Origin of the sequence: Devosia sp. (assembly GCF_041917035.1) — a bacterium.
Classification (GTDB): domain Bacteria; phylum Pseudomonadota; class Alphaproteobacteria; order Rhizobiales; family Devosiaceae; genus Devosia_A.
This window is the reverse complement of record NZ_JAYRYM010000016.1, coordinates 11735-29939: the sequence shown is the minus strand read 5'-3', so window position 1 is coordinate 29939 and position 18205 is coordinate 11735. Positions and strand designations below refer to the sequence as shown.

Genomic DNA, 18205 nt, shown 5'->3' with positions numbered 1-18205 from the left:
CAGCTCTTCAGCTTTCGGCAGGCCACTGTCGTGCTGCAGACCACGCCCGGGGCCGCCCCATGACCGCGCTCCTGCGCATGGCGGCGCGCCTGCTGGTGCTCGGACTGGCACTTCTCGGCCAGCCGGCCATTGCGGCCGGCACGCCGGTCAAGGTATCCGCCGACACTTTCACCGTCGATCAAGCCGCCGGGGTTGCGACCTTCACGGGGAACGTCGTGATCACACGGTCCGGCATGGACATGTGGGCGGACAAGGTGATCGTCCGCTATGGCAGCGGCGGCGCGGCGGACGTCGACATGCTCGACGCCACCGGCAATGTGCGGATAAAGACCAGCGGCCAGGAGGCCTCCGGGCGCCGTGCGACGTTTGATCCGGACACGGCCATCCTCAGGCTCTTCGACAACGTCACCGTGGTCAATGCCCAGGGGACGTTTCGCGGCCCGGAACTGACTATCGACCTGTCCACCAACAGTTCGGTCTTCAAGGGCAGCGAGGGCGGCCGGGTCACCGGTGTGTTCACCCCGCAATGACGGCGGTCGTCCCCCAGACGACCCATGTAGCGGTCGATCAGACCGGCTGGCTGGTGGCGCACGGGCTCAGGAAGCGGTTCGGAAAGCGTCCGGTGGTTGAGGACGTCAGCCTCGCGGTCCGCCGTGGCGAAGCGGTGGGCCTGCTCGGGCCCAACGGCGCCGGCAAGACGACCGTCTTCACCATGATCATGGGGCTGGTCAAGCCGGACAAGGGGCGCATTCTGCTCGACGGTCATGACATCACTGCGTTGCCGCTGTTCCAGCGCGCGCGCCTGGGCCTCGGCTACTTGCCGCAGGAGCCCTCGGTCTTTCGCGGTCTCAGCGTTGAAGGCAACATCCTCGCCGTGCTCGAGGGGCAGGTCCCGCGTCGAGCCGACCGGCTCGCTCGGCTGCGGGAGCTGCTGGACGAATTCGGAATTGGACATATTGCGCGGTCCAGCGCGATGGCGCTTTCGGGCGGCGAGCGGCGTCGCGTCGAGATCGCGCGCGCGGTTGCCACCGATCCGGTCTTCATGCTGCTCGATGAACCGTTTGCCGGCGTCGACCCGATCGCGGTGGCCGAGGTCAAGACGTTGGTCCGGCACCTGACCCGGCGTGGCATCGGCGTGCTGATCACCGACCATTCGGTGCGCGAGACGTTATCGCTTGTCGATCGCGTCTATCTCATCCACGGAGGACGGGTGATGATTCAGGGCAAACCCGAGACGATCGTCAACGACCCCGAGGCACGGCGCGTCTATCTCGGCGACAGCTTCCCCATCTGATCGGTCGTCGTGCCCCGGTGCTGGCACAGTTCTTGCGTTCGCCTTGCCCTCTCGGCCGCAATGGGGCATGGTCCGGCCAGCAAGCGTATCGGGTGCGGGAGTTTGTCGGATGGCGTTGACGCCTCGGCTGGAGGTGCGACAGGGGCTCGGGTTGACCCTGACCCCGCAGCTGATGCAGTCGATCCGGCTGCTGCAGCTCAGCCATCTGGAGCTGCAGTCCTTTGTCGAGACCGAACTGCTGCGCAATCCGCTGCTCGAGCGCGAGGATGGCGGCGAACCGGGCGAGGCCGAGCCACCCGAGCAGCCGGAACGCGACGGAGAGATCACCGCAACCGAGGACACGGTGGACTACTCCGATCGCATCCAGTCCGCCGACTCGATCGCCAGCGGCTACGATACCGACCTTGACAATGTCTTCCCGGAGGAGGCGGCGCAGGATCGGTTGAACGAACCGGTGCAGTGGAGCGACCGGGGCGCCGGGGTCGGCGAGGAGGCTCCCGACATCGACCAGTTCGTGGCGGCGCGGCCCACTTTGTCCGATCATCTCACCCGGCAGGCGTCGTTCCTTGTCTCCGATCCTGCCGAACGGCTGATCGCCCAGTTCCTCATCGACTGCCTCAACGAGGCGGGGTATCTGGGCACCCCGATCGAGCAGATCGCCGAGCAGCTGGGCACGACGACCGCGGCGGTTGAGCAGGTGCTGCTTAAGCTTCAGGCCTGCGATCCGGTTGGCATCTTCGCCCGCGACGTCCGCGAGTGTCTGGCGCTGCAACTGCGGGACAAGGACCGGCTCGACCCGATGATGCAGCGGCTGCTCGATCGGCTCGAGCTGATCGCCCAGCATGACCTCGTGGGCCTCGGTCGTGCCATCGGCGCCGATCGCGAAGACGTTCTCCAGATGCTGGCCGAGTTGCGCGAACTCGATCCCCGGCCCGGCCGCGCCTTCGAGAGTGGACCGGTGGAGGCCGTGGTTCCCGATGTCTTCGTGCGTGAGGCGCCGACCGGTGGCTGGGCGGTCGAGCTGAACACCGAGGTGTTGCCGCGCGTGCTCGTCAACCGTGTCTACTATGCCAGCGTCACCCGGAAGACGCGCGATGCCGCCGAGAAGGCATTCCTCACCGACTGTCTCGCGACTGCCAACTGGCTCACCAAGAGCCTCGACCAGCGCGCGCAGACAATCCTCAAGGTGGCGGCTGAGATCGTTAAGCAGCAGGACGGTTTCCTCGTCCACGGCATCACCCACCTCAAGCCGATGACCCTGAAGGCCGTAGCCGACGCAATCGCGATGCACGAGTCGACGGTCAGCCGCGTCACCTCGAACAAGTATATGGCGACGCCGCGCGGCCTGTTCGAGATGAAGTATTTCTTCACCACCGCCCTCGGCTCGTCGACCGGCGAGGCAGACCACTCGGCCGAGACGGTGCGCCACCGCATCCGCCAGTTGATCGAGGCCGAGTCGGCCGCCGACATCCTCTCCGACGACACCATCGCCGAGATGCTGCATAAGGAGCGCGGCATCGAGGTCGCCCGCCGAACCGTCGCCAAGTATCGCGAGGGCATGAACATCCCCTCCTCGGTGATCCGCCGCCGCCAGAAGCGGGCACTCGCTCCGGCCGGTCGCTGAGCTTTCCCCAGTTTCCCATGCCCTCGGTGCGACGCATTGCCCCTCGGCATGGGGCGGTCTAGACTCGGCATGCCGCGCTGCCCACCTCCTCGGTGTGGGCTGCTTCGGCCCGTTGCAACGAGAGAAAGAGGAAATCCATGACTTTGCGTGTTTCGGGAAAGAACATGGATGTCGGCGACGCGCTGCGGGCCAAGGCGCAGGGCCACTTCGACGCGGTGGTGAGGAAGTACTTCGACGGCAACTATTCCGGCCACATGACGCTCGAGCCGGAGGGGTCGGGCTTCAATGCGCAATGCATGGTGCACCTCGATTCCGGCGCGCTGCTGCAGTCGAGCGCCTATGGCGGGGACGCCATTTCGGCCTACGAGATCATGGCCGAGACCATCGAGAAGCGGCTCCGTCGCTACAACCGCAAGCTCAAGTCGCACCGCCGCCATCCCAATGGCACCGAGGTCGAGGAGGCCTCGTCCTATGTGCTGGCGGCGCCTGAGGCGGAAGAACTGCAGGAGGATTATTCTCCTCCGGTCATCGCCGAAACGACCGCCAGCCTGAGGCAGATGTCCGTGGGCGAGGCAGTCATGCAACTCGACCTTTCCCAGGCCGAGGTAGTGGTTTTTCGCCATGCTGGACATGGCGGGCTAAATGTGGTCTACCGCCGCGCCGACGGCAATATTGGCTGGATTGACCCCGCCTTGCGCGCCAACTAGGGCGAGACCGTTCATTCCCTTTCCTGCATCGACAACAGGCTTGAACTAATGGAACTTTCCGACATCCTCAGCGAGGAGTCAGTGATTGTTTGCTCGGGCGTCAAGACCAAGAACGAAGTCCTGCAGCAGCTGGCCGAATGCGGCGCCCGCGTTTCCGGCGCGGACGCCGCGGCAATCCTCGAGGCCCTCACCGACCGTGAAGCGCTCGGCTCGACCGGACTCGGCAACGGCATCGCCATACCCCACGGCAAGCTGGCCGGGCTGAGCGGTGTCACGGCGGTCTTTGCCCGCCTCGGTACGCCGGTCGATTTCGAGGCGGTGGATGACCAGCCGGTCGATCTGGTGATGATGCTGCTGGCGCCGGTGGGCGCCGGTGCCGATCATCTCAAGGCGCTGGCTCGCGTGGCCCGGTTGCTGCGCACCGAGGCGATCGTCGACAAGCTGCGCCGCACCGGCGACGTTGCCGGTCTCTACCGGGTCCTGACGCAGCCGGTTCCGGCGCAGGCCGCCTGACCGGCAGCCTGCCGGCTCAGTGCAGGGCGACGATGCCGAACTTCTGCCCCTGCAACCACTCGGCAACGGCTTCGGCGCTGTCTCCGATCATCAGGGGCGAGCCGTCGGCCGACACGACGACATGGAAGTCCTCGTCCTCGGGGAAGTCGTGGTCCGGCACGATGGCGCCGAGATGCGTGCCCTTGACCTGCTTGACGTAGACCACCGCATTGCCGCCGAGCGCCATGAACTGGTCGGCGGTCAGGTGCCGGAGCGGGTGGTCGAAACTGGCTTCACGATTCTGCTGCATGGGTTCCCCTTTCTAGGCGGAACGGATTTCGATCTGGCGCGCCACTTTTTCCGGCTTCGGACGGACGATGGTGATCGTCAGCATGCCGTTCTTCAGCACCGCATCCCGGATCAGCATGCCGTCCGCGAGCAGGAATGAGCGCTGAAACTGCCGCGCGGCGATGCCGCGATGCAGGTACTCGCGCCGGCCGTCGTCCTTCTGGCGACCGCGCACCACGAGCTGGTTGTCTTCCGTCATCACCTCGAGCTCGCTGGCGGAGAATCCGGCCACTGCGATCGATATCCGGAACATTTCCTGCCCCTCCGGTTCCAGCACCCGCTCGATATTGTAGGGCGGATACCCGTCGGCCGCCTTGCTGAGGCGATCGACGCGTTCCTCGAAGGCGTCGAAGCCCAGGAGGAAGGGGGCCGAGAACATGGAGATGCGCGACATCCCGGTCGTCCTTCGATAAGCAACGCACCGAGGCGGCCCAAGTGTGAATAGCACCGTCTCGTGGTCGTGATATGGGAGGCTTGCGGGTTCGGTTCAAGGCTGATTCCCGGCTTGCGGAGGTGCAGTCTTGGCCCATGGCCGTGTCGCCGTGGTGATCCCGGCATATCGCGCGCAGTCCTTCATTTCAGAGGCCGTGCGCAGCCTGTTTGCCCAGACCTATGCGGACTGGGAGGCTTGGATCATTGCCGATGATGGTTTCGACTACGAGGCCCTGCTCGGTCGCGAGCGGATGACCGGGCCGCAGCTACGCTTCCTGTCGACCGGGCGGGTCGGGTCCGGCGCGGTCAATGCCCGCAACCTTGTTCTCGAGCGCATTGCCACCCCGTTTGCCGCGGTGCTGGATGCCGATGATCGCATGAAGCCCGACAAGCTGGCCCGCGCCGTTATCGCACTCGAGACCCACGCCATCGTCTCGTCTGCCCTCGATGTGATGGACCAGCAATACCGTCATCTGCGGCATGTCGGCGTCGGCCCCGACCGCCTGCTGTCTCCGGGCGCCTACAAGTTCACCTGTCTGTCGATGGATTCGATGCTGGTCTGGGACCGGCGTCGGTGCGACGCGCGATACGATACGACGTTCTCCAACATGAGTGACCTCGAGTTCCTGTTGCAGCTGTGGCGCACCGCGCCCGCGACCTGGCACCTGGGGGCGCCGGCCCACGACTACATCAAGGTGATGACGTCGATGAGCAATGCCGGCGGCGTCACCGAGCCGATGATGGCAGCCAAGCGGACGCTGCTGCAGCGGCTCGCGGCGGGCTACTATAGCTTCGCTGCCCCCGATGCCGTCGAGGGACTGGCAGCGTTCCTCGAAACATCGCTCGCCGCCGAAGCAGACTACCCAGCGGCGCTGTCGGCATGCCCGGGCCTGCTGTTTGAGGATCACCTGGAGCCGCGGTTGCGGGCCCGCGAGGACCGGCCGCGCTGAGGCCTCAGCCCAGCGCCGCCTCGACCTCGCTGAGGCGAGGGATGGCCGGCTGTGCCCCCGGCCTCAGGCAGGCAAGGCTCGCCGCGGTCGCCGCCCGTCGCATTGCGGCCTCGAGTGCGAGCCCCTGGTCGAGGCCGGCCGCGAGATAACCGCAGAATGTGTCGCCGGCGCCGACCGTATCGACCGGATCGATCCTCAGGGCCGGCACCGCGAAGCTGCCGCCGGGCGTCGCGGCGCGCGCTCCGTCGCCGCCCAGGGTGACGATTACGGTCTGGTTCTGCGCCTTCGCCCAGTCCGTCATCGCCGCATCCAGCCGGTCGAGGCCTGCTCCGGTCAGCAGGGCGAACTCCGTCTCGTTGGCGATCACGATCGAGGCCTTCTCCGCGATCGCCGCGGTGGTCGGAAGGAACGGAGCCGTGTTGAGGATCGAGATCACGCCCCGGGTCCGCGCCAGCTCGAGCGCCCGTTCCGTCGCCGCCTGCGGGATCTCCTGCTGCAGCATCAGCACCGAGCCGATGCCCAGTCCGGCCAGCGCAGCGTCGGCATCCGCGGGACCCATCGTGCCATTGGCGCCGGGGAGGATGGCGATCACGTTCTCGCCCTCGGTATCCACGAAGATCATGGCAATGCCGGTCGCACCCGGCACCGTTCGCACCTCGGAAAGGTCGACGCCGTCAGCCCTGAGCAGCTTCAGGGCTTCCCCGGCAAAGCTGTCGCTGCCGGCCGCCGCGATCATCCGCACTTCGGCTCCGGCCCGACGCGCCGCAAGGGCCTGGTTCGCGCCCTTGCCCCCGGCCGCCATGGAGAAGTCCTTGCCGGGCACGGTTTCACCGGGCCTCGGGATGCGGCTGACCGTGCCGATGAGATCGAGATTCGTGGAGCCCAGGACAGTGATCAATTGAGGACCTTCGGAATGGTGTTCCAGTTGCGCATCGTGGCGATGGCGCCTTTCTCCAGCTGTCGGTCGAACTTGTCCAGTCCCGGCCCGTGCCGGCCGTCGGCCTGTCGGTGTCCGACGAGGAATATCTCGCGCCGGTCGACCCGGACGACATCGTAGTCCCCGGCCAGTCCGGCAAACCGGGCGTCCTCGGCGAGCGGCCGATCGAACAGCAGCACATAGCGGTGGAACGGCCCCTCTTCGGGGAACTCGGCGAACGGAGCAGAGGTCAGCATTGCAGCGATCTCGTCCCCCGTCCGCATCACCGCCTCGCTTCGGTAACCCCAGCGCGCCTCGATGGCCCGCTCCAGTTCGGCCTTGGGGTCATGCCCGCACTCGAAGCGGACGTTGCCGCTCGCGAGAATGGTCTTGACGCTGCCATAGCCAAGCGAAACGCAAAGCTCCTTGAGCTCGGCCATGCGCATCTGGCGCTTGCCGACATTGACGGCGCGCAGGAACGCCACCCAGACGGTCATTTGCGGGCCTGCGGGTAGATCGTTTCGCCGCGCCGGAGCATCTCGGTGAAGCGCTTGACCGCCTTGTCCCGGCCGGCCTCGGTCTTGAGGGCGAGGATACGGAACGTCAGCGCGAAGCGGTTCTGCGAGCTGAGCCGCCGGTAGAAGGCTGCTGCCTCCGGATCGGCCTCGATCGCGGCCATCAGGTCCGGCGGCGGCTCGGACTGCGACACCGAGTAGGCGGCCTCCCACCGACCGTCGGCCTTGGCACGATCGACCTCGAGCTGGCCGGGCGGCCGCATCAGGCCGGCGGCGCTCAGTCGCTCCACATGGTCGCGGTTGATCCGGCTCCATACGCTGCGCGGCCGTCGCGGTGTGTAGCGCTGCAGAAAGCTCTCCGTGTCGAGCCCCTTGCGGATGCCATCCACCCAGCCCCAGCACAGCTCGGCCTCGATGGCCTGGGTGGCCGTGATCGAGGGGCGTCCGGACCCCTTCTTGTAGATCCGGATCCAGATCTCGTCGGCAGTGGCGTGATGCTCGGCCAGCCAGTCGTAGAACGACTGGAAGTCGACGAACTCACGCACCTTGTCGGGGTCGACACGCATCGGCGCCATCAGGTCACGTCGACCCGGCAGATACGCTCGAACGCCGCCTCGATCCTGGGGTCGGCGGGCAGCTGCATCCCGAACGGACCGGCCAGCAGCTCGCGCATCTCGGCCGCCGTGGCGATGTTCCGTTCTACCGAGGGTTCGCCGGGCACATGGGTGTTGAACCTCCGGTTGAACAGCGCGAGCCGCCGCGTTCTTTCGGCTCGCGCCACCAGGAGGTTGTCGACGAGGAAGCCGGATGACGAGGCGGCCTCGTTCATCCGCAAGATCTGGTCCATCTCGCAGGTCGCAGGCGTGAAGTCGTAGAGCACACGCCAGCTCCCGCTGATCTCGATCTCGAGAATCCACACGCCGTCCCGTTCGCCGAGGCGAAACCGCTCGAGCGGGGTCGCCTGCTCGAGCCCGCTGCGCATCCTGAGCGGAGCAGTGGGCGTCTGCCCCCCGAAACCGGCATCCACCAGATAGCTGATACCGGCAGACTCTACGGTCAGCACGATGTGGCGAAGCGGTGGTTCGGCTTCCTCTTCATGGCCCCAGATGACCCGGGACGGGTGCACCTGGACCTCGAAGTCCAGTGTCTCCAGCACCGCCTTGAGCAGCAGGTTGTGCTCGAAGCAGTAGCCGCCGCGACGATCGAACAGCAGCTTCTGCTGCAGATTGGCGAGGTCCAGCCGCACCGGCGCCCCGATCACCGGATCGAGAGTCTCGTAGGGGATGGCTGCTGCATGCAGCGCGCAGAGCTGGCCGAGGGTCTCAAGGCTGGGAGCGATCGAACCCGCAAAGCCGATTCGCTCGAAATACGCGTCGATATTGGCCTCTAGCGCCACGGGCATCCCCACCGCTGGTTCCGCTGCAGGCATAATGGGCGTGCCCGGCGCATTTGTCACCCTGCCGGCATCAGCCGAACAGCAGGATGGCCCACAGTCCGATCGCGCCCACGAATATCCGCCAGTACGCAAACAGCGAGAAGCCGTGCCGCGAAATGTAGTCGAGCAGGTAGCGCACGACGAAGAAGGCGGTGACGAAGGCTGCGGCAAAGCCGATGATCACCGCCGCGCCGAGCTCGGAGGTGATGAAATCGCGGCTCTTGTAGAGATCGTACAGGAATGCGCCCGACATGATCGGCATGGCGATGAAGAAGGTGAATTCGGCCGCCGACCGCTTGTCGGTGCCCAGCAGCAGCGAGCCCACGATCGTTGCCCCCGAGCGCGACACTCCGGGGATCAGCGCCAGCATCTGGAACAGCCCGACATACAGGCAGAGCAGAGGTGGATAGGAGTAGATGTCGGTGTATTTCGGGGTGAGCTTGAGCTGGTCGACATAGAGCAGCACGATGCCGCCCAGGATCAGCGACACGCAGAACACGACCGGCGTCTCGTAGATCACCGTCTTGATGAAATCGTGCAGGAGCACCCCTGCCAGCGCTGCCGGCAGCGAGGCGAGCAGCACTCCGCCCATGAAGCGCAAGGCGCCGGGCTTGCGGGCCAGCGCATCGCGCAGGATGGCCAGAAGGCGGCCGAAATAGACCACGACGACGGCCAGGATCGCGCCGAGCTGGATCAACACTTCGAACACACGGCCCGGACTGTCGAACCCGAGGAAGTGACCCACGAGAAGGATGTGCGCGGTGGAACTGACCGGCAGGAATTCGGTAACTCCCTCGATGACGCCGAGGATGGCCGGCACAAAAAGACCTTGATCGGCGTTCATCTGATCCCCTACTCATCCCAAGTTCAGGGGACGGCGGGCTGCTTCTAGCCCGATTTGCCGGACCCCGCCAAGGACCAGTCCTCGCCCCCATGCCACGGCTGCTGCACCACAAGCTCGATCCCGCCTCCCGCCTCTGCCGGCTGATGTTCGCCGAGTATGGCGTTCCCGCGGACCTCGAGGAGGTGAAGCCCTGGACGCGCGAGTCGCACCTTCTGGAGATCAACCCGGCCGCCACCGTGCCGATCATGATCGAGTCGGGCGAGCCGCCCATCGTGGGCATGCTGGCGGTGCTCCATGCCATCGAGGAACGCTATGCGCCCACCGCCGTCGCCGGGTTGTTCCCGGCCCAGCCGCGCGACCGCGCCGAGATGTGGCGGCTGCTCGAATGGGTGCTGCTCAAGCTCAACGACGAGGTGACGCGCTACGTTCTCGAGGAGAAGATCGTCAAGCGCGACCAACGAGGTGCCACGCCCGACCCGGGTGTGCTGCGGGTGGCAAAGGCCAACCTCGCCGAGCACCTGCTCTACTTCAACTGGCTGTTCGCTACTCGCCAGTGGCTTGCCGGTGCCACCATGACGCTCGCGGACTTTGCGCTCGCCGCGCACCTGTCCAGCCTCGACTACCTGGGTGACGTGCACTGGGATACCTCGCCTGAGACACGCCACTGGTATGCCCGCATCAAATCCCGACCGGCCTTCCGCACCTTGCTCAATGATCGCGTGCCCGGCATGCCCGCCGCTGCAGGCTACGCGGATCTGGACTTCTGAGTCGGGTGCGCGACCTGCACCGGCGCGGCACATGACGACGTCCGCGCTCATCTCCGAGTTACGGACCCGCAGTCGGGCGCTCGGCTTCGACGCCTTCGGCATCGCGCCCGCCGATGCCCGGCCGGATCTCGCCGGCAGGCTCGCCATCGCCCTCGAACGCGACTGGCACGGCGACATGGAGTGGTTGGCCGAATCCCCCGATCGTCGGGCGGCACCTCGGGCGCTGTGGTCCGCGGCCCGCTCAGTGATCATGCTGGGAATGAACTACGGCCCCGACGAGGACCCCCTGCCGCTGCTGGCACGCACCGATCGCGCCAACCTCTCGGTCTACGCCCGCAATCGCGACTACCACGAGGTGATCAAGGGGCGGCTCAAGGAACTGGCCGGACTGCTGCGTCGCCGCACCGGCGCCGAGGTCAAGGTCTTCGTCGACACCGCCCCGTTGATGGAAAAGCCGCTCGCCGAAGCGGCCGGCCTCGGCTGGCAGGGCAAGCACACCGTGCTGGTCTCGCGCGAGCTCGGCTCCTGGCTGTTCCTCGGCGCGATCCTGACCAGCGCCGAACTGCCCGCCGACGGGCCTCACCCGCAGAGTTGCGGCACCTGCACCCGCTGCCTCGACATCTGCCCCACGGCGGCCTTCCCCGCCCCGTTCCAGCTCGATGCGCGGCGCTGCCTGAGCTATCTCAACATCGAGCACAAGGGTCCCATCCCGCACGAGTTCCGCGCTGCCATGGGCAATCGCGTCTATGGCTGCGACGACTGCCTCGCCGTCTGCCCGTGGAACAAGTTTGCCAGCGCCACGCGAGAGGCACGACTGCAGGCCCGCGAGGACCTGCGCGCGCCGGCCCTCGCCGATCTGCTCGCACTCGACGAGGCGGCTTTTCGCGCCCTGTTCGTCGGCTCGCCGGTCAAGCGCATCGGTCACGCACGGTTCCTGCGCAACGTCCTTATCGCCGCCGGGAATTCGGGCGACCTCGATCTTGTCGACGCCGTCGAGGCCCGTCTGATCGATCTCTCGCCGCTCGTTCGCGGAGCCGCTGTCTGGGCACTGCGTCGCCTGGACCCGAACCGATCCGAAGCGCTGAGGCTTGCGTTTATGCCCGCAGAGCGCGACATGAGCGTTCAGGCAGAATGGAACGCGGTCGTCCAGCCGGCGCGCGCCAACTAGAGAACGCATTGCCATGGACGTCTTCTTTTTCGGGATGGGCTACTCCTCGCGCGCCACCGCCCGCGCTCTGCACGAGTTGCGCGATCCCACCATCCCGGTTGCCGGCACGACCCGGAGCGCCGAGGGCGCCGAGGCCTTTGTCGACACCAACTACCGCATCCACGTGTTCGATGGCGAGGCTCCCGGCCCGACCCTTGCCGAGGACCTGCGGCGGGCGACCCATGTCATCGTTTCGATTCCGCCCGACGAGCGAGGAGACGCGGCGCTCTTGCATCATCGCGCCGATCTCGACGCCGCTCCCGGGTTGCAGTGGATCGGCTACTTCTCCACCGTCGGGGTCTATGGCGATTTTGGCGGTGCCTGGATCGACGAGGAGGCCCCGACGCGACCGATGAACCTGCGTTCGCAGCAGCGTGTGGCCGCCGAGCAGGCCTGGCGCGACTATGCCGCTGCGCGCGGCATACCGCTGTTCATCGAGCGGCTGGCCGGGATCTATGGACCCGGCCGCTCGGCCTTCGACAAGCTGCGCGAGGGCACGGCGCGCCGCGTCGTCAAGCCCGGACAGGTGTTCAACCGCATCCATGTGGCCGATATCGGCCGCATCACGGCGCTTGCCGCATTTGCCCGACTTGCCGGCACCTACAACGTCGCCGATGCCGAGCCGGCACCACCGCAGGATCTCGTCACCTACGCGGCCTCCGTCATGGGTGTCCCGCCGCCGCGCGAGATGCCCTTCGATCAAGCCGAGTTGACCCCCATGGCGCGCAGCTTCTATGCCGACAATAAGCGCGTCTCGTCTCGTCGTGTCCTCGAGGCGCTGGGCACGCAATTGCTCTACCCGACCTATCGCGAAGGCCTCGACGCCATCTGGAAGGCCCACGCATGATCCAGCCGCGCCCTGCTTCCGCCCCGGTCCGCCGCGTGCTCGATGGCCGGTATGTCCGGCTCGAGCCGGTCAGTGCGACGCACGCGGCGGACCTGCTCGCAGCAGTGACCGTCCCCGATCTCGTCGAGCGCTTTGCCTACCTGCCGTCCGATCCCCCCTCCTCGGTGGTCGGCTTCGAGCACTGGATCGCGCAGCAGTCGGCGCTGTCCGACCCGATCCTGTTCGCCGTCATCGACAAGGCCACAGGACGTGCCGGCGGTTGGCAGCAGATGATGCGCATCGAGCCCCAGCACGGCGTGATCGAGATCGGCAATATCTACTGGGGGCCGACGGTTGCGCGAACGCGCCTCGCCACTGAGGCCCTCTACCTGTTCGCCCGTCATCTCTTCGACGACCTCGGCTACCGCCGCTTCGAGTGGAAGTGCAACGATCGGAACGAGCCCTCGAAGCGGGCCGCGCGCCGGTTTGGCTTCACGTTCGAGGGCGTGTTCCGCCAGCACATGATCGTGCGCGGGCAGAGTCGCGACACCGCCTGGTTCTCGATGCTCGACGGCGAGTGGCCCGCGCGGCGGGCGGCGCTCGAGCGCTGGCTCGATCCCGGCAATTTCGACACCGAGGGCCGTCAGAGGCAGCCATTGCGACACGGCGGTCCCTGAGCCCGTTCGACTGGCGTGCCGCCGTCGCCGGTGTCAGGGCAGGCTGGCTGAATCCCCCGCCGCAGGATCGGGCGCTCGCGGGGCACCATGCCAGTCGCGAAAGCCCGCGAGCGCCAGCTCGAGGTTGCGGGAGGCCGTTTCGCTCAGGCCCTCGGCGACCGCCCCGAAATCCTGTCCCGCAATGCCCACGACCCAGGCGTCGGGCGTTGCCCCGTAGAGCAGTTCGGCAAGTGCCAGCACGGCGCCCGGGGCCAGCGCATGGCTCGCGATGTCCCCGCCCCGCTCGGCGCGCAGGCGCTCCAGCCGGAACGGGCGATCGAGGCCGAGCTCGGCATCGGCGAAGAGCACCACGTCGGCCCCGGCGATCTGAAGCGCATGCTCGGGGGTCAGCTGGTAGTCGATCTCCGTCCGGCATTCGGCGTAGCCGGCGGCGGCGATGCGGGCGGCGAAGGCCGGGCCGAGTCCGTCGTCGCCCCGTCCCGCGTTGCCGTATCCGATCACCAGCAGGGCCATGCGATCAGCCCACGCTGCGCCGGCGGCTGTCGACCAGGTGCCCCGCGGCATCGAACAGCTCGACCTGAAGAGGCATCTGGCCCAGCGCATGGGTGGCGCACGACAGGCACGGATCGTAGGCCCGGATCGCCACCTCAATGTGGTTGAGCATGCCCTCGGTGATTCGCTCCTGCCCCGACAGGTAGCGGCTGGCGACGTCCTTGACCGCTCGGTTCATGCCCTCGTTGTTGTGCGTGGTCGACACGATCAGGTTGCAGTAGGTGACCTGGTCGTGTTCGTCGACGCGGTAGTGGTGGATGAGGTTGCCGCGCGGCGCTTCGATGACGCCGATGCCTTCCTCGCGTCGCTCTCCCTTGGCCACGAGGTCAGTGCCCTGCAGGTCGGGGTCGTGCAGCAGCTCGCGGACCTTCTCGAGGCAGTGGACTACTTCGATCATCCGGGCCCAGTGATTGGCGAGCGCGGTGTTGTTGGGGGCGCCGCCGGTATGGGCGCGCAAGTCCCGGTGGGCGGCGTTGGCGAGCGGCGTATCGACGTGGCTCGCCGTGTTCATCCGGGCGAGCGGTCCGACTCGATACCAGCCGGCCTCGGGTCCGAGCGCGCGAATGAACGGGAACTTCATGTACGACCAGGACCTGACGTCCTCGACCAGCACCTCGTGATAGCGCCGGCACTCGAGCCCATCGAAGATCGTGGCGCCGGCCGAATCGATGGCGCGGAACTGCCCGTCATAGAGTTCGAGCGCGCCGTCGCCTGGCCGTACCAGCGACATGTGGTTGGAGGGGAAGGCGGCAAAGCTGCCCACAAGGTCGGCATGGTCCTGCGTGTAGCCCATGGCCAGGGCCAGCGCCTCCTGCGCCCAGACCAGCATGTCGTCGATCTGTCCGAGAAAGGCATCGCGGGTTGCGATCGGCAGGTTGCGGTTGATCCCTCCGGGGATGGCGCCGGTGCCGTGGATCTTCTTGCCGGCGGTGGCCTCGATCACGTCCTGGCCGAACTTGCGCATGGCGATGGCACGGCGACCCAGTTCTGGATTCTGCCGGATCACCTCGAAGATGTTGCGCTGCTCGGCCGGCGCGCCGAAGCCGAACAGAAGGTCCGGGGCGGCGAGGTGGAAGAAGTGCAGCACATGGCTCTGCATGACCTGGCCGTAGTGCATCAGGCGGCGCATCTTCTCGGCGGTCGGCGGCAGGACGTCGACGCCGCAGATCACGTCCATGGCTTTGGCGGCCGCGAGGTGATGGCTGACCGGGCAGATGCCGCACAGGCGCTGCACGATCACCGGCACTTCCCAGAGCAGGCGTCCGCGGATGAACCGCTCGAATCCGCGGAACTCGACGATATGCAGCCGCGCCTCCTCGACCCGGTTCTGCGCGTCGAGGTGGATGGTCACCTTGCCGTGCCCCTCGACCCGGGTCACCGGCGAAATCTCGATCAGTCGCGGTTCGCCCATCGCGCCCCCCTAGTCGAACTTGAAGCTGTCGCGCGAAAAGCCATGGAAGCGGCCGGCCAGGATGCTGCTCAGCGTCTCGAAGATGATGTCGCCGCCAGGCGCGCAGCCGGGGATCTGGTAGTCGATCTCGACCACCTCGGAACAGGGATAGACCCGGTCGAGCAGCAGCGGCAGCGCCGGATCGTTGGGGATCTGGTGGGTGGTGTTGCGGATGTAGGCACCGGTGATGTAGGCCTCCTCGAGGCACTCGCGCAGCGGTGCTTCCGACTGCATGATGGCATTGCGCATCGCCGGCAGGCCACCCATGATCGCACATTGCCCGAGCGCGATCAGCACGTCGCAGTTGCGCCGAAAGTCCTGCAGCACATGCACGTTCTCTTCATTGCAGCAGCCGCCTTCGATGATGCCGATGTCGCAGCGGCGGGTGAAGGTCTTGAGGTCGGTCAGCGGCGAGCGGTCGAACTCCACCGCCTGCATCAGCCCCACGAGGCGCTCGTCGATATCGAGGATCGCCATGTGGCAGCCGAAGCAGCCCGCCAGCGAGACGGTGGCGAGGCGCGGCTTGCGGCGTTCACCCACGGCGCTTGTCCTCGATCTCGTGGCCGATCGGCCCCTTGTCGAAGAGGCGTTCTCCGATCGGGGTGGCAAAGCCGTGGCGCTTGCGGATGATGCAGCCGACCGGACAGGTGCCGGCGGCGATGGCCTCGTCCTCGATGCTCGCATCGGTCAGAGCAAGATTGTCGCCGTTCACAGCGACTCGGCGGTGAATGCCCCTGCCGACATAGCCGAACACGCCCTTGCGATCGACGTCCTGAGAGGCGCGGATGCAGCGTCCGCAGGAAATGCAGCGGTTGGTGTCGAGGGCGATGTCGGGGTGCGTGGCGTCGAGCGTGCGGCTCGGCTGCAGGTAGGGAAAGCGCGTCGGCGCCGTCATGTCGAGCCGGTATGCCATGGCCTGCAGTTCGCAATTGCCGCTGGCCTCGCAGATCGGGCACAGGTGATTGCCCTCGTGAAACAGCATCTCCACCAGGTCGCGCCGCAGCTTGTTGAGGTGGGGCGTCTCGTTCTCGACCACCAGGTCGGGGGCGGCCGGCTGCGTGCACGCCGACACGCTGCGCCCGCCCGCCTTGACCGTGCAGACCCGACAGCCGCCCTGGTGGCGCAGTCCCTCGTGGTCGCACAGGCGCGGGATGTAGAGGCCCGCGGCATCCGCTGCCTCCATGATCGTCTGGCCCGGTTCCGCCGCCACCGCGACCCCGTCGATGGTGAAGCTGAAGCCTGCGCCGCTCATCTTGAATAGTCCTTGTCGAATATGGTCGATCGCCGCTTGGCGATGTGTCGCGCGCCCTCGATTGCCGCCTGCACGTCGAAGCTCGCCCGCACCCGGTCCGGCGAGCTCTTGACCAGCGCCGAATAGACCAGCGGAAAGTTCTGCAGCGTCGACAGGATCGGGTTGGGCGAAGTCATGCCCAGTCCGCAGCGGCTGGTCTCGATGATGGTCTGCGACAGATCGCGCAGGTAGTCGATGTCCTCGGGGTTGGCGAGGCCCTCCCGGAACTTGCCGATGGCCTTGTGCAGGAACACGTTGCCGACCCGGCACGGGGTGCAGTAGCCGCAGCTCTCGTGCACGAAGAACGACATGTAGTAGTCGACGATCTCGAGGATGTTGCGCCGCGCCGAGAACACGATGATGGCGCCGCCGGTGGCCAGGTCGTCGAAGCTCAGGCGGCGGTGGAAACTGGCGCGATCGACCATCGTGCCGCTCGGGCCGCCGACCTGCACCGCAGCCGCGTCCTCGCCACCGACAAGGGTCAGGAGTTCGGCAAGCGTCATCCCGTAGGTGAGCTCGTAGACGCCCGGATTGAGGCAGTCGCCCGAGACGCTGAAGAGCTTGGTGCCATGGCTCTTGTCCGTCCCCATGGCGCGGAACCAGTCGGCGCCGCGATCGAGGATGCGGGCGGCGTGGCAGAACGTCTCGACATTGTTGACGAGTGTCGGAAAACCCAGGTAGCCGCGATTGACGGGGTAGGGCGGCCGGGTCTTCGGCTCGCCCGGCAGCCCCTCGCATGAGCTGATCAGCGCGCCTTCCTCGCCGCAGACATAGGCGCCGGCGCCCATCTGCAGGCGCAGGTCGAAATCAAACCCGTCGATCCCGAAGATGCCGGCCCCGAGCCGTCCGCTCCCGCGCCGTTTGTCGAGAACCGCCTCGAGATGCTCCCGCAGATAGGCGTACTCGCCGCGCAGGTAGATCAGGCCCTCGCGCGCTCCGATGGCGCGAGCGGCGATGGTCATGCCTTCGATCAGCAGGTCGGCCCGCTCGGTCAGCAATACCCGGTCCTTGAAGGTGCCCGGTTCGCCCTCGTCTGCATTGCAGAAGACGAAGCGGCGCTCGGCCGGCTCGGCCGCGGCGCTGCGCCACTTGCGCCCGGCGGCAAAGCCTGCGCCGCCGCAGCCGCGCAGGCCGCTGGCCTCGATGCGGTCGATGATCGCCGTGGGCGTCAGCTCGAGTGCCTGCCGCAGCCCGGCGTCGCTCGGCACCGGGCAGAGCAGCACTGGCCCGGCATGGCGGATGTTGCTCTCGACCATCGCGGCCGCCCGCTCGGCCGGGGACAGTCTGGCCGGGGCCGGCACCGCGACCTCGAGCGGTGACTTCCCGTCCTTCAGCGCCGCGGCAATGCCTGCGACACGCTCGGGCGTGAGGCGGGTGACCACCACGTCGTTGATCATCGCGGCGGGGGCCTGGTCGCACATGCCGATGCATGGCGTATAGTCGAGCGAGAACGCACCGTCCGCGGAGGTCTCGCCCATCCGGATGCCGAGTGCTGCCTCGAACGCGGCGGCTACCGCGGCCAGCCCGGCGAAGCGGTCGACGACGTCGTCGCACAGCCGGATGGTAATCCGACCCTTCGGCGTCAGCGACAGGAAGGAGTAGAAGCTCGCCACCCCTTCCACCTGCACCCGCGACAGGCCGGTGCAGGCAGCGACCGTCTCGAGGCTCTGCGCGGAGATGCAGCGGAACGCCTCCTGCACATCGCGCAGGATATCGAGCATGCGGTGACGGTCATTGCCGTAAGCGGCGCAGATCGCGACGATCCGGGAAGCCACCGCGTCGCCGTCGTTCCGCTCCGAACTGGGATCCACGTCCATCCGCCCCTCCTCGGGACATGATGGCCTGTCGTCGCGCGAATCGCCAGCCCGTTCCGCGCAA

General features: G+C 67.0%; 22 protein-coding genes. 10 read left to right on the top strand and 12 right to left on the bottom strand.

Annotation, left to right across the window (positions count from 1 at the left end; genetic code table 11):
- Positions 1-59 precede the first annotated feature (59 nt).
- The 5 genes from lptA to ACE3TU_RS03590 all read left to right on the top strand — a co-directional run bounded on the left by lptA (position 60) and on the right by ACE3TU_RS03590 (position 4138).
- Positions 60-530 (top strand): lipopolysaccharide transport periplasmic protein LptA, encoded by a 471-nt coding sequence (gene lptA / locus ACE3TU_RS03610; protein WP_374620348.1) that lies wholly within the window; start codon positions 60-62, stop codon positions 528-530.
- Positions 527-1294 (top strand): LPS export ABC transporter ATP-binding protein, encoded by a 768-nt coding sequence (gene lptB / locus ACE3TU_RS03605; protein ID WP_374620346.1) that lies wholly within the window; start codon positions 527-529, stop codon positions 1292-1294. Before lptA ends, lptB begins: the two co-directional genes overlap by 4 nt.
- 109 nt (positions 1295-1403) lie before the next feature.
- A complete protein-coding gene (gene rpoN / locus ACE3TU_RS03600) occupies positions 1404-2918 on the top strand; it encodes an RNA polymerase factor sigma-54 (protein ID WP_374620344.1) in 1515 nt (504 codons plus the stop codon).
- A 137-nt stretch (positions 2919-3055) separates the two neighbouring features.
- The gene (locus ACE3TU_RS03595; protein ID WP_374620342.1) at positions 3056-3625 is read left to right on the top strand and encodes an HPF/RaiA family ribosome-associated protein; all 570 of its coding nucleotides are present in this window, start codon (positions 3056-3058) and stop codon (positions 3623-3625) included.
- A gap of 48 nt (positions 3626-3673) precedes the next feature.
- A complete protein-coding gene (locus ACE3TU_RS03590) occupies positions 3674-4138 on the top strand; it encodes a PTS sugar transporter subunit IIA (RefSeq protein ID WP_374620340.1) in 465 nt (154 codons plus the stop codon).
- Between the two features lie 16 nt (positions 4139-4154).
- On the opposite strand, the gene ACE3TU_RS03585 is transcribed toward ACE3TU_RS03590, so the two are convergent.
- The gene (locus ACE3TU_RS03585; protein WP_374620337.1) at positions 4155-4427 is read right to left on the bottom strand and encodes a DUF1150 family protein; all 273 of its coding nucleotides are present in this window, start codon (positions 4425-4427) and stop codon (positions 4155-4157) included.
- 12 nt (positions 4428-4439) lie between these two features.
- On the bottom strand, positions 4440-4859 hold the full coding sequence (locus ACE3TU_RS03580) for an Hsp20 family protein (RefSeq protein ID WP_374620335.1): 420 nt from the start codon (positions 4857-4859) through the stop codon (positions 4440-4442).
- A 127-nt stretch (positions 4860-4986) separates the two neighbouring features.
- On the opposite strand from ACE3TU_RS03580, the gene ACE3TU_RS03575 reads away from it, so the two are divergent.
- Positions 4987-5847, top strand: a complete 861-nt coding sequence (locus tag ACE3TU_RS03575; RefSeq protein ID WP_374620333.1) for a glycosyltransferase family 2 protein — start codon at positions 4987-4989, stop codon at positions 5845-5847.
- Between the two features lie 4 nt (positions 5848-5851).
- Here the strand turns inward: ACE3TU_RS03575 and ACE3TU_RS03570 are convergent, their stop codons facing one another.
- The 5 genes from ACE3TU_RS03570 to ACE3TU_RS03550 all read right to left on the bottom strand — a co-directional run bounded on the left by ACE3TU_RS03570 (position 5852) and on the right by ACE3TU_RS03550 (position 9557).
- A complete protein-coding gene (locus ACE3TU_RS03570; RefSeq protein ID WP_374620331.1) occupies positions 5852-6745 on the bottom strand; it encodes a ribokinase in 894 nt (297 codons plus the stop codon).
- On the bottom strand, positions 6742-7260 hold the full coding sequence (locus ACE3TU_RS03565) for a DUF1697 domain-containing protein (RefSeq protein WP_374620329.1): 519 nt from the start codon (positions 7258-7260) through the stop codon (positions 6742-6744). Before ACE3TU_RS03565 ends, ACE3TU_RS03570 begins: the two co-directional genes overlap by 4 nt.
- Positions 7257-7853: a YdeI family protein gene (locus ACE3TU_RS03560; protein ID WP_374620327.1), complete on the bottom strand. Its 597-nt coding sequence runs from the start codon at positions 7851-7853 to the stop codon at positions 7257-7259. Before ACE3TU_RS03560 ends, ACE3TU_RS03565 begins: the two co-directional genes overlap by 4 nt.
- Positions 7853-8680: an arylamine N-acetyltransferase gene (locus ACE3TU_RS03555; protein ID WP_374620325.1), complete on the bottom strand. Its 828-nt coding sequence runs from the start codon at positions 8678-8680 to the stop codon at positions 7853-7855. Before ACE3TU_RS03555 ends, ACE3TU_RS03560 begins: the two co-directional genes overlap by 1 nt.
- Positions 8681-8744: 64 nt before the next feature.
- Entirely contained in the window at positions 8745-9557 is an 813-nt protein-coding gene (locus ACE3TU_RS03550; RefSeq protein ID WP_374620323.1) for an undecaprenyl-diphosphate phosphatase, read from the bottom strand.
- A gap of 89 nt (positions 9558-9646) precedes the next feature.
- Between ACE3TU_RS03550 and ACE3TU_RS03545 the strand changes: the two genes are divergently transcribed.
- The 4 genes from ACE3TU_RS03545 to ACE3TU_RS03530 are packed head-to-tail and all read left to right on the top strand — an operon-like array spanning position 9647 to position 13034.
- Positions 9647-10324 carry a glutathione S-transferase family protein gene (locus ACE3TU_RS03545; RefSeq protein ID WP_374620321.1) on the top strand — a complete coding sequence of 226 codons (678 nt, stop codon included), beginning with the start codon at positions 9647-9649 and terminating at the stop codon, positions 10322-10324.
- Positions 10325-10355: 31 nt separating this feature from the next.
- Positions 10356-11492: a tRNA epoxyqueuosine(34) reductase QueG gene (gene queG, locus ACE3TU_RS03540; RefSeq protein ID WP_374620319.1), complete on the top strand. Its 1137-nt coding sequence runs from the start codon at positions 10356-10358 to the stop codon at positions 11490-11492.
- A 13-nt stretch (positions 11493-11505) separates the two neighbouring features.
- Positions 11506-12378 (top strand): SDR family oxidoreductase, encoded by an 873-nt coding sequence (locus ACE3TU_RS03535; protein ID WP_374620317.1) that lies wholly within the window; start codon positions 11506-11508, stop codon positions 12376-12378.
- A complete protein-coding gene (locus ACE3TU_RS03530) occupies positions 12375-13034 on the top strand; it encodes a GNAT family N-acetyltransferase (RefSeq protein ID WP_374620314.1) in 660 nt (219 codons plus the stop codon). The genes ACE3TU_RS03535 and ACE3TU_RS03530 overlap by 4 nt, the downstream gene beginning before the upstream one ends.
- Before the next feature lie 33 nt (positions 13035-13067).
- On the opposite strand, the gene ACE3TU_RS03525 is transcribed toward ACE3TU_RS03530, so the two are convergent.
- From ACE3TU_RS03525 to ACE3TU_RS03505, 5 genes are read right to left on the bottom strand one after another with little or no spacing between them, the layout of a single operon-like run.
- Positions 13068-13547: a hydrogenase maturation protease gene (locus tag ACE3TU_RS03525; protein WP_374620312.1), complete on the bottom strand. Its 480-nt coding sequence runs from the start codon at positions 13545-13547 to the stop codon at positions 13068-13070.
- A 4-nt stretch (positions 13548-13551) separates the two neighbouring features.
- Positions 13552-14997 (bottom strand): Ni/Fe hydrogenase subunit alpha, encoded by a 1446-nt coding sequence (locus tag ACE3TU_RS03520; RefSeq protein ID WP_374620310.1) that lies wholly within the window; start codon positions 14995-14997, stop codon positions 13552-13554.
- Positions 14998-15006: 9 nt separating this feature from the next.
- On the bottom strand, positions 15007-15576 hold the full coding sequence (locus ACE3TU_RS03515; protein ID WP_374620308.1) for an NADP oxidoreductase: 570 nt from the start codon (positions 15574-15576) through the stop codon (positions 15007-15009).
- Complete coding sequence (locus tag ACE3TU_RS03510) at positions 15569-16288, bottom strand: 2Fe-2S iron-sulfur cluster-binding protein (RefSeq protein WP_374620306.1); 720 nt, start codon at positions 16286-16288, stop codon at positions 15569-15571. The genes ACE3TU_RS03515 and ACE3TU_RS03510 overlap by 8 nt, the downstream gene beginning before the upstream one ends.
- Complete coding sequence (locus tag ACE3TU_RS03505; RefSeq protein WP_374620304.1) at positions 16285-18144, bottom strand: NAD(P)H-dependent oxidoreductase subunit E; 1860 nt, start codon at positions 18142-18144, stop codon at positions 16285-16287. Before ACE3TU_RS03505 ends, ACE3TU_RS03510 begins: the two co-directional genes overlap by 4 nt.
- Positions 18145-18205 lie beyond the last annotated feature (61 nt).

Excerpts from the sequence above, each read along its gene's own strand:
- ACE3TU_RS03565 (WP_374620329.1), bottom strand. The coding sequence starts at position 7,260 with ATGACCGTCTGGGTGGCGTTCCTGCGCGCCGTCAATGTCGGCAAGCGC.
- ACE3TU_RS03550 (WP_374620323.1), bottom strand. The coding sequence starts at position 9,557 with ATGAACGCCGATCAAGGTCTTTTTGTGCCGGCCATCCTCGGCGTCATC.
- ACE3TU_RS03580 (WP_374620335.1), bottom strand. The coding sequence starts at position 4,859 with ATGTCGCGCATCTCCATGTTCTCGGCCCCCTTCCTCCTGGGCTTCGAC.
- lptB (WP_374620346.1), top strand. The coding sequence starts at position 527 with ATGACGGCGGTCGTCCCCCAGACGACCCATGTAGCGGTCGATCAGACC.
- ACE3TU_RS03520 (WP_374620310.1), bottom strand. The coding sequence starts at position 14,997 with ATGGGCGAACCGCGACTGATCGAGATTTCGCCGGTGACCCGGGTCGAG.
- ACE3TU_RS03530 (WP_374620314.1), top strand. The coding sequence starts at position 12,375 with ATGATCCAGCCGCGCCCTGCTTCCGCCCCGGTCCGCCGCGTGCTCGAT.
- ACE3TU_RS03590 (WP_374620340.1), top strand. The coding sequence starts at position 3,674 with ATGGAACTTTCCGACATCCTCAGCGAGGAGTCAGTGATTGTTTGCTCG.
- rpoN (WP_374620344.1), top strand. The coding sequence starts at position 1,404 with ATGGCGTTGACGCCTCGGCTGGAGGTGCGACAGGGGCTCGGGTTGACC.
- ACE3TU_RS03510 (WP_374620306.1), bottom strand. The coding sequence starts at position 16,288 with ATGAGCGGCGCAGGCTTCAGCTTCACCATCGACGGGGTCGCGGTGGCG.
- ACE3TU_RS03525 (WP_374620312.1), bottom strand. The coding sequence starts at position 13,547 with ATGGCCCTGCTGGTGATCGGATACGGCAACGCGGGACGGGGCGACGAC.
- ACE3TU_RS03560 (WP_374620327.1), bottom strand. The coding sequence starts at position 7,853 with ATGGCGCCGATGCGTGTCGACCCCGACAAGGTGCGTGAGTTCGTCGAC.
- ACE3TU_RS03545 (WP_374620321.1), top strand. The coding sequence starts at position 9,647 with ATGCCACGGCTGCTGCACCACAAGCTCGATCCCGCCTCCCGCCTCTGC.
- lptA (WP_374620348.1), top strand. The coding sequence starts at position 60 with ATGACCGCGCTCCTGCGCATGGCGGCGCGCCTGCTGGTGCTCGGACTG.
- ACE3TU_RS03535 (WP_374620317.1), top strand. The coding sequence starts at position 11,506 with ATGGACGTCTTCTTTTTCGGGATGGGCTACTCCTCGCGCGCCACCGCC.
- ACE3TU_RS03585 (WP_374620337.1), bottom strand. The coding sequence starts at position 4,427 with ATGCAGCAGAATCGTGAAGCCAGTTTCGACCACCCGCTCCGGCACCTG.
- queG (WP_374620319.1), top strand. The coding sequence starts at position 10,356 with ATGACGACGTCCGCGCTCATCTCCGAGTTACGGACCCGCAGTCGGGCG.
- ACE3TU_RS03595 (WP_374620342.1), top strand. The coding sequence starts at position 3,056 with ATGACTTTGCGTGTTTCGGGAAAGAACATGGATGTCGGCGACGCGCTG.
- ACE3TU_RS03555 (WP_374620325.1), bottom strand. The coding sequence starts at position 8,680 with ATGCCCGTGGCGCTAGAGGCCAATATCGACGCGTATTTCGAGCGAATC.
- ACE3TU_RS03505 (WP_374620304.1), bottom strand. The coding sequence starts at position 18,144 with ATGGACGTGGATCCCAGTTCGGAGCGGAACGACGGCGACGCGGTGGCT.